Genomic DNA, 15,512 nt, shown 5'->3' on the forward strand with positions numbered 1-15,512 from the left:
TTTTGTTAGTGTATACTACACATAGGTAAGCATCACTGACTAATCTCCCTTAGAGTAGAAGTTTTGCTAAAATATACTGGTTGTAATAACGATCATCTATAAAGAGTTTATCTTTTAGTTCACCTTCTATTTGATAACCAGTAGACTTAAACATTTCTAAAGCAGTAGTATTTTCAGTGACAACTGCCACTTCAATACGACGGATATCATGATTAAGACACCAAGCTTCTACAGCATTTATTAACGCCTGTCCAAGTCCCTTGGCGCGATAATATTTAACGACACCCATGGAAAATTGAGCTTCGTGACGTGCGCGTGCTAAGTTCTCTGTCGTAACGGTAGCGAAGCCAACAAGTTCGTCATTATTCTCGGCTACAAAAATGGTATTAGTCGGTGACGTGATAAAATGCTCTAGTTTGCTTAATGCATCTGTCGTAGATGGTGCATATTCACCTGGATTATAAAGCATATAATCAGATTCATCATAAATAGTTTTAAGTAAAGTGACAAACGGTTGAACATCGTTAATGCCAATTTCTCTTATTTGATGAGCCATGTTTACACGTACCTCATTTCTCTTTAGTTTAGATTCATTATAATATAAATTAGAATTATAATCTTTAGTTTTTCAAAAAATATACAAAATAATTACAAGTATTAAGGAGTGTTTTAATGAAACCAAATGTTTTACTTGCTGGTGTGACAGGCTATATTGGGAAAAATCTAATACCTGCAATAAAAAATGATGCCCAATTATTCACGCTGTCAAAATACCCGAAAGAGCAAGATATACAAGAGGTAACGTGGTTGAAAAAAGATATTTATAATTATCATGATGTCGTTGCAGCAATGCAGAACATAGATATAGCAATATTTTATCTTGACCCTACAAAACATTCTGCTAAACTCACACAAGCGAGCGCTAAAGATATGAATAGACTCGCCTCTGATAACTTTGGAAGAGCTGCAGCAGCTAACAAAGTACAAAAAATTATTTACATTCCAGGTAGTATATTTGATAACGAAACGATAGCGAGGTTATCAGCATATGGTGTAACAGTTGAAACTACAGAACATAGAGTTAAAAGGCCAACAGTAGCAGTAGAATTACAAGTTTCTAAATATGATGATGTTAGGTCAGCGATGAGTATTCAATTACCTATGCATTGGACATTAGAACAGTTGGTTCAATATTATATTTCATGGATAAATCAGACACGAGGTACGTTTATGTATAGTTATCAAGTTAAAGATGACTATATTATTTATCGGAAAAATAAACAGAAGCCGCTATTAGTGCTTCATAAACATCAAACCTCTGATGATATTATTACGTTACACTTAGTAGGTGGTACTTTAGTAAAGCCTAATGCCAAAAAGCAAGGGAAATTAGAGTTTCGTAAACTTAGAGGTACTACAGAAGTAATGGTACATTTGTTTGATTATATACCTAGATTAGTATGGCCAGTCTATTACTTGTGCCAAGCACCTATTCAAAGTTTGATGATGCGTGGATTTGAAATTGATTGTCGTATTAAAAATTTCCAAGGTCGCATACAAGCTGGTGAAGATATCAAATACACTAAATAAAGAAAGGAGTATTAGACGTTGAAGATTTTATTAGTAGAGGACGATGAGACGTTGTTTGAGTCTTTAAGTCAAACGCTCCAACAATGGGATTTTGAAGTAGAAGGTATTGCTGATTTTGACGATGTTATGACTACTGTAGAAGCGGTACAACCAGAAATTATTATTATGGATATTAAATTACCAAAATTTGATGGATTTCATTGGACGAGAAAGATTCGACAAAACTCTAATGTACCTATAGTATTTTTATCTTCTAAGGATAGCCCAATGGACCAAGTTATGAGTATGGAGCTTGGAGCCGATGATTTTATTCAAAAGCCGTTTAATACGAACGTCTTAATCGCTAAAATACAAGCAATTTATAGAAGAGTCTATGAATTTGATATTTCAGAGAAAAGTATTTTAATGTGGCAACAAGCCAAGCTTGATTTAACAAAAGATAGCATTAGTCAGCATGATACTGAGATTTATCTGTCTAAAACAGAAATGATTATATTGTCTATGTTAGTGCGTAAACAAAATCAAATTGTGACACGCGATACACTTATAACTGCATTATGGGATGATGAGGCATTCGTCAGTGATAATACTTTAACAGTGAATGTTAATCGATTGCGAAAAAAATTAGCTGATATTGATATGAATGAGCAAATAGAAACTAAAGTTGGCAGAGGTTATTTAGCACATGGATAATATCATTTTATTTGGGCTATTTGTAAAAAGTCGCGTTCGTTGGATATTGTGGATTATACTACTGCATGTAATTTTAATAGGATTAGCTTATTTGGATTATAATATAGATGTAGCGAGTGTCTTATTTATTGTGTGGGTAAATTTAGGTTTGACAGCATTATTCATAATATTTTCCTTTTTTAAAGAAGCAAAATTTATTAAGCATCTTAGGAATAATAAAGAAATTGAAGAACTTGTACATAAAAATTTGGCAAGTACACCATTTCAACAAGAAGTAGTGAATTATTTTCAAACTAAAATTGCGAATCAGAAGGCGTTGGTCACACAACAGACTAAACAAATTAAAGACTACGAACAATCTTTAACGACGTTTATTCACGACATTAAAACACCTGTTACTACTTTAGATTTAATAATTAATAAAGTGGATGACCCAACACAAAAATTTGCTTTAATGCGGGAATGGACTAGAATTAATGAGATGTTAGATATGCAACTCTATTTAACACGCTTAGATTCAAGACAAAAAGATATATTTTTTGAATATGCCGCATTGAAGCCACTCATCATTGATGAAATTCAGTTAACACGCTATATTAGTCAAACACGTGGTATTGATTTTGAGCTAACAGTTGATTCAGAGATCAAAGTATATACAGATACAAAGTGGTGCAAAATGCTAATTAGACAAGTATTATCTAATGCTATTAAATATAGTGAACAGAGTACAATTTCAATTACAGCAACTGTAGAAGCTAACCAAATACAGTTACAAATTGCAGATCGAGGCATAGGTATTAGCCAGAGAGATATTAAACGTGTTTTCGACCGTGGATTTACGTCTACACAACGTCAAAATGCTACAAATGCAACTGGTCTCGGATTGTATTTAGTCAATCAAATTAAAGATACATTGAATTTACACGTAGAAATTGACTCTGTAGTTGATCAAGGTACTACAGTAACGATTATCTTTCCAGAACAAAATACTGTTATTAAACGCATGAGTGAACAGAAAATTTAAAATAGTTATGATATATTTTTAAATGAATGAAATGATAAGTTAAAAATTAAATGTAAAATATATTTAACTTGATTTTTGAATAATTTGCGAGAACGTTATGATAATTCTTATAAATCAATGAGTTGGGAATATAATATTTATTTAGAATGTTAAGAATTTGTAAATTCAATTGTGGAATTGTAAATTTTGTGCTATTTTCAAATAAGGCAAATTGACATTTGTGAGCTTTTTTAAGCTTGAACACTTAAAAATATTTACAAAAAATTTACATACTTTGGTAACGGCACGTAAATATAACACATGGGGTTAATCTTACAAATTTCTATTTGGCTACTAAGTTTTAACTTTTAAAATTTTTTGATGATAATAAATAATCATCGTATACGGAGGATTTTTTGAATGTTTAATAAGAAAAAAGATAAATTCATGGTTCAACTAGAAGAAATGGTATTTAATCTAGATAGAGCAGCGATTGAATTTGGTAAAATGGATTTTAACACGCATTTGGATCTTAAGGCATACTCAGACAATATTAAAACTTATGAGTCACATGGTGATGAATTAATGCATCAAGTGATCTCGGATTTAAACCAAACATTCATTACGCCAATTGAACGTGAAGACATTCTTTCTTTATGTAATGCGATTGACGATGTGTTAGATGCTATAGAAGAAACATCAGGTATGTTTGAAATGTATTCAATCGAATATACCGACGAATATATGGCGGAATTTGCAGATAATATACAAAAAGCCATTGCAGAAATGAAACTAGCAGTAGGCTTATTAGTAGAAAAGAAACTTTCACATATGCGTATTCATTCAATTAATATCAAAGAATTCGAAACTAATTGTGACGGTATTTTAAGACAATCTATTAAACATATTTTTAATAGTGAAACTGACCCGATCACACTTATTAAAATTAAAGAAATATATGAAAGTATGGAAGAAATTGCAGATAAATGTCAAGTTGTGGCAAATAATTTTGAAACAATAATTATGAAAAATAGCTAAGGAGTCCTAACTTATGGAATATATTTTAATCATCACAGTAGCTATCGTAATTTTTTCACTAATATTTGACTTTATCAATGGCTTCCATGATACAGCCAATGCTGTTGCTACTGCAGTTTCGACACGTGCATTAACGCCTAAAACAGCAATTTTTCTAGCGGCTATTATGAACTTTATTGGTGCGTTAACGTTTACTGGGGTTGCAGGTACGATTACTAAAGATATCGTAGATCCGTTTAAGTTACAAAATGGGCTAGTTGTAGTGTTAGCTGCTATTTTAGCGGCTATAGTATGGAATTTGGTTACATGGTATTACGGTATACCTAGTTCATCATCACATGCGTTAATTGGTTCTATTGCAGGTGCAGCAATTGCATCTCAAGGATCATTTGCAGTGTTGCATTATGAAGGATTTATTAAAATTATAATTGTATTATTAGTTTCACCAGTTATCGCATTTATGGTAGGTTTTATCATTTATTCGATAGTTAAAGTTGTTTTCAAGAATGCCAATTTAACAAAAACTAACCGTAATTTTAGATTTTTCCAAATTTTCACGGCATCATTACAATCATTCTCACATGGTACGAATGATGCGCAAAAATCTATGGGTATTATTACATTGGCGCTGATTGTAGCTAACGTTCAAACAAGTGGTGTAGAACCACAGTTATGGGTAAAAGTTTCTTGTGCGGCTGCAATGGGACTTGGTACAGCAGTAGGTGGTTGGAAAATTATAAAAACTGTTGGTGGTAACATTATGAAAATTCGCCCAGCGAATGGGGCAGCGGCTGACTTGTCTTCAGCACTTACAATTTTCGTAGCATCATCATTACATTTCCCACTATCTACAACACATGTTGTGTCTTCATCTATTTTAGGTGTCGGTTCTTCAAATCGTATTAAAGGTGTGAAGTGGAATACAGCACAACGTATGATTGTTACATGGGTAATTACATTACCGATTTCTGCATTACTAGCAGCATTAGTATATTTTGTATTAAATATTGTAATTTAGTTATTATGAGCTGAGGAATTTATTCCCCAGCTTTTTTAGATAAAAATAAGGTTGGACATAAATTTCCAAATTCAAAATAAGAGGACCAATCATTGATATGGATTGGTCCTCTTAGACTGTCGATAAAGTCTCTGATTTTGTTGGCAGTTTTTTTGTGCACGCTTTTCGCGAGTACTGCCTCAGCTAGCAGTCTTTAGCTAATGCTTTTCCCACAGGAATCGAAATAAACCACTGCCAATAGTATAATATATAAATTTAAATTATATGATTTTGACCGTGCATGCTTGTCTGGGGGATGGTTCGAGCCTGTAGTCTCTCAACCATACTATTACCCCGGGCGTCAGCACGTTACAAAACCGGTACAAATTATATTTTGTTATTCAAAATAAGGCTCTTTGAAAACAAATAGTAATCAAGAATTATAAATAGAAATATTTCAAAAAACTAATAAAACGTCAAATTCTATATCTTCTCAATAGAAATTGACGTTTGTTTTTTGTCAGAGATAGTTATGTCTCAGACTTATTTAGTTATTGTATGTTGAGCTTATTCTTAATGAATATAATTGTAACTTGAAACTTGTGAAGCTGGAATTGTACGATAATCCACTGTGCCTGGTGGTGTATTATAATTCATTTCTGAAATTAACAAACTGCCATCAGGATTAATGCGTTCAACATAAGCCACATGTCCCATAGGACCTTCATAGTTTTGCATAATTGAACCAACAGCTGCAGTGTTGTTTACAGTGTATCCGTCAGCAGATGCTGCAGATGCCCAATTATTAGCGTTCCACCAATATGTACTAATTGGTTGTCCAGTTTCGGCACGACGATTAAAGACATGCCATGTACATTGTCCCCAGTCGTATAAATTTTGATCGCTTGAAGCTTGTGAAGTATTAGTTGGTGTAGATGTGCTTCCGCCACCGCCACCAGTGCCGTCTGAACCACCTGGAATTTGTAATGTTTGATTTGGATAAATAATATAACCATTTAAATTATTAGCAGAAACAATTTCATCAACAGAAACGCCGTACTTATTCGCAATGATTGCTAACGTTTCTCCAGATTGTACAGTATGGCTTGAGCCACCAGAAGCTTCCGAAGAAGTATTTGAACTTTGGCTACTATCACTGCTGCCACTTCCACCAATTTCAATAACTTGTCCTGGAAATACCATATTATTACTAATATTATTATTTTGTTTGATTTCGTCTACAGAAGTATTGTATTGTTGAGCGATTGTCCAAAGAGACTCACCAGATTTAACAGTATGCTGCGTAGATGCTTCTGCATCATGATTTGCTAAAACTGCGGCAGTCCCTGATGCAGCTGTAACTGCAAATGCTAATTTTTTCAAAAGTACTCCTCCTTTTATGTCGTTTAATGTCGACAGTTAATTGTGTTCATGTGTAAACACAAGATTCACATTTAAATATTTCATACCCCATACTAACAAAATTATTTATTTTTTTGGTAGTTGTTATAGAGTTGTAACATAGATGAAAGAGTATTATGTGAAGGGTATAGCTTGCTGAAAGCGAATTTAAAGGGAATTAAAAGTGATATACATATAAAGATTTATAAAAACTGTAATATTTAGTAATATTAGATAGAAACTTGATTCAACAAAAATTAGAAAATTTATTATGAGAACAGTAGTATTTATGTTAGATTATATTAATATAATAATTAGATGGAGGTATATTGCTATGGCTGAAGCAGCAACAAAATCAACACCGCATAAGTCACAACAATCAAAGAAAACACAAGCGACAGCATACGGTAAAGTATGGTTGTTCTTTATGTATTATTGGTTGCTATTTGGTGTAGGATGTTATTTTGGTCAATTTTTACCAATGTCTTGGCGTAAACCGTTATCTATCGTCTTGCTAGTATTAGTATTATTCACTTTAGTGTCAGGGAGAGCGCGGAAGTCTGGTTTAATCATCTCTCATATATACACTTTAGCTATAGGACTACTATCATACGCTACATTCACAATTTATTTACAAAACTTAGGAGCAGAAGTGTTTTACAAGAACGTTATTTTAGCCATTGCTGCTTTTATCGTTTTTGGACTTATTGGCTTCTTTATGATTAAAGATGCGTCTAGCATGGGCAAATACTTATTTGTTACGCTGATTGCACTTGTAGTGGCTAGTCTTATTGGGATGTTTATTCAAAACCCAATCTTTCATACAATTATTACTATAGTAGGGCTATTATTATTTTTACTTTATACATTGTACGATTTTAATAGGATGAAAAGAGGACGATTTTCACCAAGAGAAATGGGCTTCAAATTGTTCCTTAATCTGTTGCATATTATCAAATATGTTTTACGCCTTGCTAACAAAGCTAGAAAATAGAGTAGACGTTGTAATTGCCAGTACTGGTAGTTACAACGTTTTTTAATAGAATAATATAATTAAACGGGCAACTGTCAATTTTTTAAGTCGGATACGTATGTCCAACTATATAAAATTAATAATTTGCGCTATAATATTAACTGGTTATTAAGTGATATGAGAAAGTGAGATGAAATTATGGGTCGTAAATGGAATAATATTAAAGAAAAGAAAGCCCAAAAAGATAAAAATACTAGTCGAATATATGCAAAATTCGGTAAAGAAATTTATGTAGCAGCGAAGTCGGGTGAACCAGATCCAGAATCTAACCAAAATTTACGTTTAACGTTAGAACGTGCTAAGACTTACTCTGTACCTAACCACATTATTGAAAAAGCCATAGAAAAAGCTAAAGGTGCTGGAGAAGAAAACTATGATCATTTGAGATATGAAGGCTTCGGACCTAATGGTTCAATGCTAATTGTCGATGCATTAACAAATAATGTTAATCGTACTGCATCAGATGTACGTGCTGCCTTCGGTAAAAACGGTGGTAACATGGGTGTTTCAGGTTCAGTAGCTTATATGTTCGAACACACAGCTGTTTTTGGATTTGAAGGACATACAGCTGATGACATTTTAGAAGGTTTGATGGAACAAGATATTGACGTACGTGATGTACAAGAAGAAGGCGACATGGTTATCGTCTATGCAGAACCAGATCAATTTGCACAAGTGCAAGATGCATTAAAGGCTTTAGGTGTAACAACTTTTACTATTGCTGAGTTTGAAATGTTACCACAAAGTGATATTGCGTTATCTTCAGATGATCAAGTTGAGTTTGAAAAATTAGTAGAAGCACTTGAAGATTTAGAAGATGTTCAGAATGTGTTTCACAATGTGGATTTGTAATAAATGAACAATATTATTAAACAATGGATTGAACAATTACAGTTGCAATCACATCCTGAAGGTGGATTTTATAAGGAAATTATTACAGGTCAGCAAGAGTCAGCAGATTCACGAAATGCTTACTCCAGTATCTATTTCTTATTAACACATGACAATATTTCACATTTTCATCGTATTGATGCTGACGAAATATGGTATCACCATGCTGGACAAACATTGTTAATTCATATGATTTATCCTAGTGGTACATACGAGTGCATACGATTAGGCAAAGATGTTGCAAAGGGAGAAGTATTACAATATGTAGTACCCAAAGGGACAATATTTGCTTCATCGTTAGCAGAAGATACAGGTTATGCATTAGTAGGTTGTATGTGTCAGCCAGGATTTGATTTTAATCATTTCGAGTTGTTTTCAACACAACAATTAAATCAATTATATCCGCACTTACAACAAATAAATGAACGTTATGCTTTATCAGTAAACGACAAAAACTAATTACAAGTGCCAACATAAGGTGAAAAGTTTGATAATATGATATACCTATCACTTTTATAATTGAAGAGTAGAAAATCAGCTACAGTAGACATATCACTATGTCATTGTAGCTGATTTTTTACGTAGCTATATTAATGTGGAAAATGAAGCGGTTGTTTATGTTGCGAACTAAAAATACACCCCGCTAGCAATATGTACATTATTAAAGTGCATACTGCTAAATGGAGTGTATTAGTAATTAATTTATGTTTTATTTATTATTTTGCAGTGTCGAAAACTTCATTTGCAACTTCAACGACAAATGCCAGTTTTTGCCATTGTTCTTCTTCAGTTAATTTGTTGCCTTCTTCTGTTGATGCAAAACCACATTGAGGACTCAAACAAATTTGGTCTTCATTAATATATTGCTTTGCTTCTTCAATACGTTGTTTAATAGAAGCTTTATCTTCAAGTTCACCAGTTTTAGAAGTGAAAATACCAAGTACTGCTGAACTATTTTCTGGGAAATAACGTAAAGGCTCGAAATCACCTGAACGATGATCGTCATATTCTAAGAAAAAGCCGCCTAGGTTTTCTTTGAATAAATAAGGAGCGATTGGTTCATAGCCACCAGAAATTGCCCATGTTGATTGATAATTACCACGGCAAATGTGCGTTGTAATTAGTAAATCATCTGGTAAGCCTTGTATAGCTTCATTCACAACAACATATGCTAATTGACGAGCACGTTCTTTTTCCTCTTCGGAACGATCACGACCACGTGTTTTTTGCGTTCCGGAAGTTAAGTTAGCCCAATACACATCATCCAATTGGATGTAGCGTGCTCCTAAGTCATAAAAATGTTGTAACGTGTCATGATATGCTTTGGATACATCTTTTGCAAAGTCATTAATATCTGGATAAAGTGTTTCGTTTAAAATATTAGGATGGAACAATTGGTTTGGACTTGGAATTGACACTTTAGCAATTGCTCTATCGTCTACTTTATCGACTAAGAATTTGAAATGATCAAAATGTGGGTGGTTAGGATTAAATGCTACCTTATCACTTATCCGTACATTGTGACTACGTGTTTCAACGCCTTCAAAAGTTAAGCCATGCTCTGGCGTATAGCCTTCAACACCTTCTAAATTTTCTAAGAAATCAAAATGCCACCAACTTCTGCGGAATTCGCCATCTGTAATACTATGTAAGCCTAATTCAAGTTGCTTTTCGATAATACGTTCAATCTCTGCATCTTCTACTTTTTTAAGTTCATCTGCATCAATTTCATTTTGTTCAAAAGCAGCTCTGGCTTCTTTTAGCTTTTGAGGGCGTAATAAACTCCCTACATGATCTGCTCTAAATGGTCTTGTTAATTTTGCCATTTTGCTACCTCCGTTATGTTTAGAATTTTCAGAAAATATATCTAAATGTAACAAATTTAGTCGGAATTGTCAAAAAAGGCTTAAAAGTAAAAAATATAGTACAATGGGAATAAATTAAACTGGAATTATTACAAATTGGATAGATGACATTAAGCCACCATTTTTATATAATAAAAAGCAAGGAGTTGGTGACAGTGAAAGTAAAATATATCGATAAACGTCACTGGCGTCGAATCGTAGAAAGAGAATATGCTGAAGTAAAAGTAAACAATAACAAATTTAAAGGCATAATTGGCTTAGTTACTATGAAAAAAGTAAAAGAGCCATTAGAAGTTACGGTAGTTGGCAAAAATATAATAGTTGCAGACGATAATTACCAATGGCTACAAATATTACCTGAAAAGAAACGCTATAGTATTACGGTTATGATAGATGATAAAGGTAATCCATTGGAATATTATTTTGACGTCAATATTAAAAACATTACACAAAAAGGTAATGCACGCACGCTAGATTTGTGTTTGGATGTTCTAGTATTGCCAAATGGTGAATATGAATTGGTAGATGAAGATGATTTAAAGCGTGCATTAGATCAAAAGCAGATTTCTCGTAAACAATATCATGAGGCATATGTTATTGCACATCAACTTATGTTGAAAATTGATGCAGATTTTCCCAAAATGCAGGAAAAAATTATGTATTGTTACCACAAAATCAAAAATAAGCCTAAATATAATAAAGGGCATAAGCAAGGGAAGCATCATGTTAAACAGCAACATACTAAGCAAAAAGTGCAGCGTGTATCACAGCAAAAGTCTGAATCTAATCACGACTTAAAAAAATGATTCAATAATATCCAGTTCGAATATAATAAATTGCGTGTAAACTAATGCATGATAAGTAGTAATGGCGTACAATTACACCTGTAGTTAAAAGTAATTGCATATATCAATAGGGGGATAAAATGAAGATCGAAGATTATCGCTTAATAACAACGTTAGACGAAACCAAAACGTTACGCAAAGCTGCAGAAATGTTATACATTTCACAACCAGCAGTGACACAACGACTAAAAGCGATAGAAAATGCTTTTGGTGTAGATATTTTTATACGGACAAAAAAGCAACTTATTACGACAACTGAAGGATCAATGATTATCGAACATGCCAAAGACATGTTAAATAGGGAACGATTGTTTTTAGATAAAATGCAAGCGCACATTGGCGAAGTAAACGGTACAATTTCAATCGGATGTTCTTCACTCATTGGTCAAACATTATTACCGGAAGTGTTGAATTTATATACTAGACAATTTCCTAATGTTGAAATACAAGTTCAAGTAGGATCAAGTGAACAAATTAAAGCAAATCATAGAGACTATCATGTCATGATTATTCGTGGCAATAAAATTATGAATTTAAGCAATACTCATTTATTCAACGATGAACATTATTTTATTCAGCCTCAAAATCGACGTGAGGAATCTAGTAAATTACCTTTTATCGAATTTCAAGCAGACCCAATTTATATTAATCAAATTAAAGAATGGTACAGTAATCAACTCGGTGAAGATTATCATGCAATGATTACCGTCGATCAAGTAGCGACGTGTAAAGAAATGTTGATGAACGGTGTTGGTGTAACTATTTTACCTGAGATAATGATGAGACACATTGATCGAGATCAGTTTGACTTTACACGAGTGAATATTGAAGACCAACCTTTAATTAGGTCTACTTATTTGAGTTACGATTCAAGTATGGTACAACTACCTCAAGTAGAGTCATTTATACAATTAGTGATGGAATATGTAAAATAGATTTTAAATAGGATAGAGGGATTTTCATGTTTGCAGAATTGTTGCATATTAAAAATTATAAATTATTTGTCACTAATATGATGCTACTTGGTATGGGTATATCTATCACAGTACCGTTTTTAGTGCTATTTGCTACAAATGAATTAGGAATGTCAACTGTGCAATTTGGCCTTTTGTTAGCACTAGCAGCTATTAGTCAATTTACAGTTAATACAATTGTGGCGAGGTTTTCAGACACACGTAATATAAATAGAAAATTTCTAATTATCACCGCCTTATTCATGGGTGCTATTAGTTTTTCTATTTATTTTTTTGTTAAGGAAATATGGATCTTTATGGCTATGTATGCCATATTCCAAGGTTTATTTGCTCCGGCAATGCCTCAAATGTATGCTTCAGCTAGAGAATCAATCAATGCTTCCACGTCACGTGATAGAGCTAAATTTGCCAATGCAGTGTTAAGGTCGATGTTTTCTTTTGGTTTTTTATTCGGCCCATTAATAGGTACAGGATTGTTAGCGCTAAACGGATATGCTGGGTTATTTGGAGGAACGATAGCAGTTATTTTATTTACTCTAACGTTACAGCTCGTATTCTTCAAAGATATTAAGACTGCTCCTAAAGCGTCAGATGTTACCCATGTCGAAAAATCGGCACCTAATATGTTAAAAGATTTAACGTTATTTATTCCGTTTATTGCATTTATTTTATTACATATCGGGCAATGGATGTACACATTGAATATGCCTCTATTTGTTACTAATTACTTACAAGAAGATGAAAAATATGTGGGCTATTTAGCGAGTTTGTGTGCTGGCTTAGAGGTTCCATTTATGGTTATATTAGGAATGCTTTCTGCTAAAATGCAAACACGCACGTTACTGATTTTAGGTGGACTATTTGGTGGCCTGTTTTACTTTAGTATTGGCGTTTTTGATAATGTTATTATGATGCTTATAGGACAAGTATTTTTGGCTATCTTCCTAGCTATTTTACTCGGTTTAGGTATTAGCTATTTCCAAGATATTTTACCTGACTATCCAGGATATGCATCGACATTGTTTGCTAACGCTATGGTTATTGGACAACTTTGTGGTAACTTACTTGGAGGCTGGATGAGTAATGTTGTAGGATTAGGGAATGTGTTTTTTGTATCGGCAATAGCGATTTTTCTCGGTATGTTGCTGATTGCAATAACGAAAGAACATAAATATACGGACGAAGTACTGGAGTAGATAACATGACTTTAATTTTATGGTTACTAATAATTGCGTCATTTGTATTAGCATTTATAGGATTGATTAAACCAATTATCCCATCGGTACTTGTATTGTGGGTAGGATTTTTAATTTATCAGTTTGGATTTCATAATGGCAATTTATCATGGGTATTTTATGTCTCAATGGTATTGCTAACTATATTTATTTTATTAGCAGATTTTATAATGAATCAATATTTTGTGAATAAGTTTGGTGGATCCAAATTAAGTGAGTATGCAGCATTTATTGGTGTGATTATTGGTTGTTTTGTCTTTCCACCATTTGGTATTTTAATTATTCCTTTTTTAGCAGTTCTTATTGTAGAACTTATTCAAGAACCTAACTTTAAGAAAGCGCTACGTGCAAGCTATGGTTCTATCGTGGCATTTTTAGCGAGCTCACTTGCTCAAGCGTTAATTATGTTATTGATGGTTATTTGGTTCTTTGTAGATGCTTTACTTATCAATTAAAGTAGATAAGCGCATAAAGAATTTCAAGCAAACAGTTTACTGTTGCATGTAGAGAATTAGCACATAAGTGAACAAATTAGATTACCCTTTTAGGGTGAATCTAATTTGTTCTTTTTTTTATTATTATGTAAACGCTAACGACTAACAGGGCGTTACAATTATGATATTTTTGCAATGAAAAGAATATGAAAAGATGTGAGCACGCCTCTTGTATGACTTTCGTTGATTTAGTATAATCGCACTCATGTGTAAAAAAAGAAATTGGAGGGATTATAGATGAAATATCCTGTAGCGATATGGATGCTGGCGATAGGTGCTTTCGCAATTGGCATGACCGAATTTGTTATTATGGGTTTGTTACCAAATATAGCTAGAGATTTTGATGTAACAGTGAGCCAAGCGGGACAACTTATTACAGGTTATGCATTAGGCGTAGCAATTGGTGGCCCAATTCTTGTGATGTTAACTATAAAATGGAACAGAAAATATTTATTACTTGTGCTGATGGGCATTTTTATTTTAGGTAATATTGCAGCCTCATTGAGTCCGACTTATGGATTTATGATGACAAGTCGTATTATTACTTCATTAGCGCACGGTTCATTTTTTGGTATTGGCTCAATATTAGCAGCTAGTATGGTAAAACCAGCATATAAAGCTAGTGCTATGGCGTTAATGTTTATGGGACTAAGCCTTAGTAATATTTTAGGAGTACCATTTGGTACATTAATTGGTCAAAACTTTGGATGGCCGATGACGTTTATTATCATATCCATAATTGGTGCAATGGCGTTGATCGGTATTATTTTCTTTGTGCCAATGACTAAAAAACAAGAGGCAACTTCTGTTAAAACAGAATTGAAAATCTTAAAAGAAAAACGTCTGTGGTTAACGTTAGCAGTAACGTTATTTGGTTTCAGTAGTGTTTTTGCATACTTTACTTACATTTCCTCGGTTCTTATCGAAGTGTCTCATATTCAAGAAAATTTAATTTCATATTTATTAATCATTTTTGGTGTGGGCGTTACGTTAGGTAATATTGTAGGTGGTAAACTTGCTGATTGGAATTTAAATAAAGCATTAAAAATTATTTTTATTATGTTTATTTTATACTTCATTTTATTATACTTCATTCAAATGAATGGAATTTTAATGGTTGCAGGTGTGTTCTTCTTTGGATTAATAGGATTTAGTATGAGTCCTTCATTACAATACAAGAGTACATTAATTTCACAAGAAGCACCGACCTTGGCAAGTACATTAAACCAATCCGCATTTAATTTAGGAAATGCTTTAGGCGCATTTCTTGGTGGTGTGGTAGTAACGAATCTACCAATAGCATCATTGAGTTTAATAGCACCAATATTAACATTGATTGGTCTAATTTTCTTAGTTATTAGTATTCGTGTAGAGAAAAAAGAGGGGACACTTGTTTAATTGAAAACAGCCTGAGTTAAGAAAGTTATAGTCTTTTTAACGACTATGCTAATAC

At 33.1% G+C, this 15,512-nt stretch carries 16 protein-coding genes; 13 read left to right on the top strand and 3 right to left on the bottom strand.

The window, feature by feature from the left end; all coding sequences use genetic code 11:
• Positions 1-49: 49 nt before the first annotated feature.
• On the bottom strand, positions 50-556 hold the full coding sequence (locus JVU85_RS04685; protein WP_002508955.1) for a GNAT family N-acetyltransferase: 507 nt from the start codon (positions 554-556) through the stop codon (positions 50-52).
• 116 nt (positions 557-672) lie between these two features.
• On the opposite strand from JVU85_RS04685, the gene JVU85_RS04690 reads away from it, so the two are divergent.
• The 5 genes from JVU85_RS04690 to JVU85_RS04710 all read left to right on the top strand — a co-directional run bounded on the left by JVU85_RS04690 (position 673) and on the right by JVU85_RS04710 (position 5,342).
• Positions 673-1,590, top strand: a complete 918-nt coding sequence (locus JVU85_RS04690; RefSeq protein WP_002508954.1) for a Rossmann-fold NAD(P)-binding domain-containing protein — start codon at positions 673-675, stop codon at positions 1,588-1,590.
• Between the two features lie 18 nt (positions 1,591-1,608).
• Positions 1,609-2,283, top strand: coding sequence for a response regulator transcription factor (locus tag JVU85_RS04695; RefSeq protein WP_002508953.1), 675 nt, complete (start codon positions 1,609-1,611; stop codon positions 2,281-2,283).
• On the top strand, positions 2,276-3,307 hold the full coding sequence (locus JVU85_RS04700; protein ID WP_002508952.1) for a sensor histidine kinase: 1,032 nt from the start codon (positions 2,276-2,278) through the stop codon (positions 3,305-3,307). The genes JVU85_RS04695 and JVU85_RS04700 overlap by 8 nt, the downstream gene beginning before the upstream one ends.
• A gap of 399 nt (positions 3,308-3,706) precedes the next feature.
• Complete coding sequence (locus JVU85_RS04705) at positions 3,707-4,324, top strand: DUF47 domain-containing protein (RefSeq protein ID WP_002508951.1); 618 nt, start codon at positions 3,707-3,709, stop codon at positions 4,322-4,324.
• 13 nt (positions 4,325-4,337) lie between these two features.
• Positions 4,338-5,342 carry an inorganic phosphate transporter gene (locus JVU85_RS04710; RefSeq protein WP_002508950.1) on the top strand — a complete coding sequence of 335 codons (1,005 nt, stop codon included), beginning with the start codon at positions 4,338-4,340 and terminating at the stop codon, positions 5,340-5,342.
• Positions 5,343-5,894: 552 nt separating this feature from the next.
• On the opposite strand, the gene JVU85_RS04715 is transcribed toward JVU85_RS04710, so the two are convergent.
• Positions 5,895-6,704, bottom strand: a complete 810-nt coding sequence (locus JVU85_RS04715; protein ID WP_002508949.1) for a LysM peptidoglycan-binding domain-containing protein — start codon at positions 6,702-6,704, stop codon at positions 5,895-5,897.
• Positions 6,705-7,056: 352 nt separating this feature from the next.
• On the opposite strand from JVU85_RS04715, the gene JVU85_RS04720 reads away from it, so the two are divergent.
• The 3 genes from JVU85_RS04720 to JVU85_RS04730 all read left to right on the top strand — a co-directional run bounded on the left by JVU85_RS04720 (position 7,057) and on the right by JVU85_RS04730 (position 9,105).
• On the top strand, positions 7,057-7,716 hold the full coding sequence (locus tag JVU85_RS04720; RefSeq protein WP_002508948.1) for a Bax inhibitor-1/YccA family protein: 660 nt from the start codon (positions 7,057-7,059) through the stop codon (positions 7,714-7,716).
• Between the two features lie 177 nt (positions 7,717-7,893).
• Positions 7,894-8,607 (top strand): YebC/PmpR family DNA-binding transcriptional regulator, encoded by a 714-nt coding sequence (locus JVU85_RS04725; protein WP_002508947.1) that lies wholly within the window; start codon positions 7,894-7,896, stop codon positions 8,605-8,607.
• Positions 8,608-8,610: 3 nt separating this feature from the next.
• On the top strand, positions 8,611-9,105 hold the full coding sequence (locus tag JVU85_RS04730) for a cupin domain-containing protein (protein ID WP_021459168.1): 495 nt from the start codon (positions 8,611-8,613) through the stop codon (positions 9,103-9,105).
• A 257-nt stretch (positions 9,106-9,362) separates the two neighbouring features.
• Here the strand turns inward: JVU85_RS04730 and JVU85_RS04735 are convergent, their stop codons facing one another.
• Positions 9,363-10,472 (bottom strand): 5-methyltetrahydropteroyltriglutamate--homocysteine S-methyltransferase, encoded by a 1,110-nt coding sequence (locus tag JVU85_RS04735; protein ID WP_107380524.1) that lies wholly within the window; start codon positions 10,470-10,472, stop codon positions 9,363-9,365.
• A 194-nt stretch (positions 10,473-10,666) separates the two neighbouring features.
• On the opposite strand from JVU85_RS04735, the gene JVU85_RS04740 reads away from it, so the two are divergent.
• The 5 genes from JVU85_RS04740 to JVU85_RS04760 all read left to right on the top strand — a co-directional run bounded on the left by JVU85_RS04740 (position 10,667) and on the right by JVU85_RS04760 (position 15,457).
• A complete protein-coding gene (locus JVU85_RS04740) occupies positions 10,667-11,317 on the top strand; it encodes a ribonuclease FAU-1 family protein (protein WP_021459167.1) in 651 nt (216 codons plus the stop codon).
• A 119-nt stretch (positions 11,318-11,436) separates the two neighbouring features.
• Positions 11,437-12,291 carry a LysR family transcriptional regulator gene (locus JVU85_RS04745; protein WP_002508942.1) on the top strand — a complete coding sequence of 285 codons (855 nt, stop codon included), beginning with the start codon at positions 11,437-11,439 and terminating at the stop codon, positions 12,289-12,291.
• Between the two features lie 26 nt (positions 12,292-12,317).
• A complete protein-coding gene (locus JVU85_RS04750) occupies positions 12,318-13,526 on the top strand; it encodes a sugar efflux transporter (RefSeq protein WP_002508941.1) in 1,209 nt (402 codons plus the stop codon).
• A 5-nt stretch (positions 13,527-13,531) separates the two neighbouring features.
• The gene (locus JVU85_RS04755; protein ID WP_002508940.1) at positions 13,532-14,020 is read left to right on the top strand and encodes a DUF456 domain-containing protein; all 489 of its coding nucleotides are present in this window, start codon (positions 13,532-13,534) and stop codon (positions 14,018-14,020) included.
• A gap of 276 nt (positions 14,021-14,296) precedes the next feature.
• Positions 14,297-15,457: an MFS transporter gene (locus JVU85_RS04760; protein WP_021459166.1), complete on the top strand. Its 1,161-nt coding sequence runs from the start codon at positions 14,297-14,299 to the stop codon at positions 15,455-15,457.
• The last annotated feature ends 55 nt before the right edge of the window (positions 15,458-15,512 follow it).

Origin of the sequence: Staphylococcus sp. GDY8P72P (assembly GCF_016890655.1) — a bacterium.
GTDB lineage: Bacteria > Bacillota > Bacilli > Staphylococcales > Staphylococcaceae > Staphylococcus > Staphylococcus arlettae.

Coding starts and splice junctions, on each gene's coding strand:
- JVU85_RS04750 (WP_002508941.1), top strand. CDS start 12,318: ATGTTTGCAGAATTGTTGCATATTAAAAATTATAAATTATTTGTCACT.
- JVU85_RS04760 (WP_021459166.1), top strand. CDS start 14,297: ATGAAATATCCTGTAGCGATATGGATGCTGGCGATAGGTGCTTTCGCA.
- JVU85_RS04685 (WP_002508955.1), bottom strand. CDS start 556: ATGGCTCATCAAATAAGAGAAATTGGCATTAACGATGTTCAACCGTTT.
- JVU85_RS04725 (WP_002508947.1), top strand. CDS start 7,894: ATGGGTCGTAAATGGAATAATATTAAAGAAAAGAAAGCCCAAAAAGAT.
- JVU85_RS04745 (WP_002508942.1), top strand. CDS start 11,437: ATGAAGATCGAAGATTATCGCTTAATAACAACGTTAGACGAAACCAAA.
- JVU85_RS04710 (WP_002508950.1), top strand. CDS start 4,338: ATGGAATATATTTTAATCATCACAGTAGCTATCGTAATTTTTTCACTA.
- JVU85_RS04705 (WP_002508951.1), top strand. CDS start 3,707: ATGTTTAATAAGAAAAAAGATAAATTCATGGTTCAACTAGAAGAAATG.
- JVU85_RS04735 (WP_107380524.1), bottom strand. CDS start 10,472: ATGGCAAAATTAACAAGACCATTTAGAGCAGATCATGTAGGGAGTTTA.
- JVU85_RS04720 (WP_002508948.1), top strand. CDS start 7,057: ATGGCTGAAGCAGCAACAAAATCAACACCGCATAAGTCACAACAATCA.
- JVU85_RS04690 (WP_002508954.1), top strand. CDS start 673: ATGAAACCAAATGTTTTACTTGCTGGTGTGACAGGCTATATTGGGAAA.
- JVU85_RS04755 (WP_002508940.1), top strand. CDS start 13,532: ATGACTTTAATTTTATGGTTACTAATAATTGCGTCATTTGTATTAGCA.
- JVU85_RS04730 (WP_021459168.1), top strand. CDS start 8,611: ATGAACAATATTATTAAACAATGGATTGAACAATTACAGTTGCAATCA.
- JVU85_RS04700 (WP_002508952.1), top strand. CDS start 2,276: ATGGATAATATCATTTTATTTGGGCTATTTGTAAAAAGTCGCGTTCGT.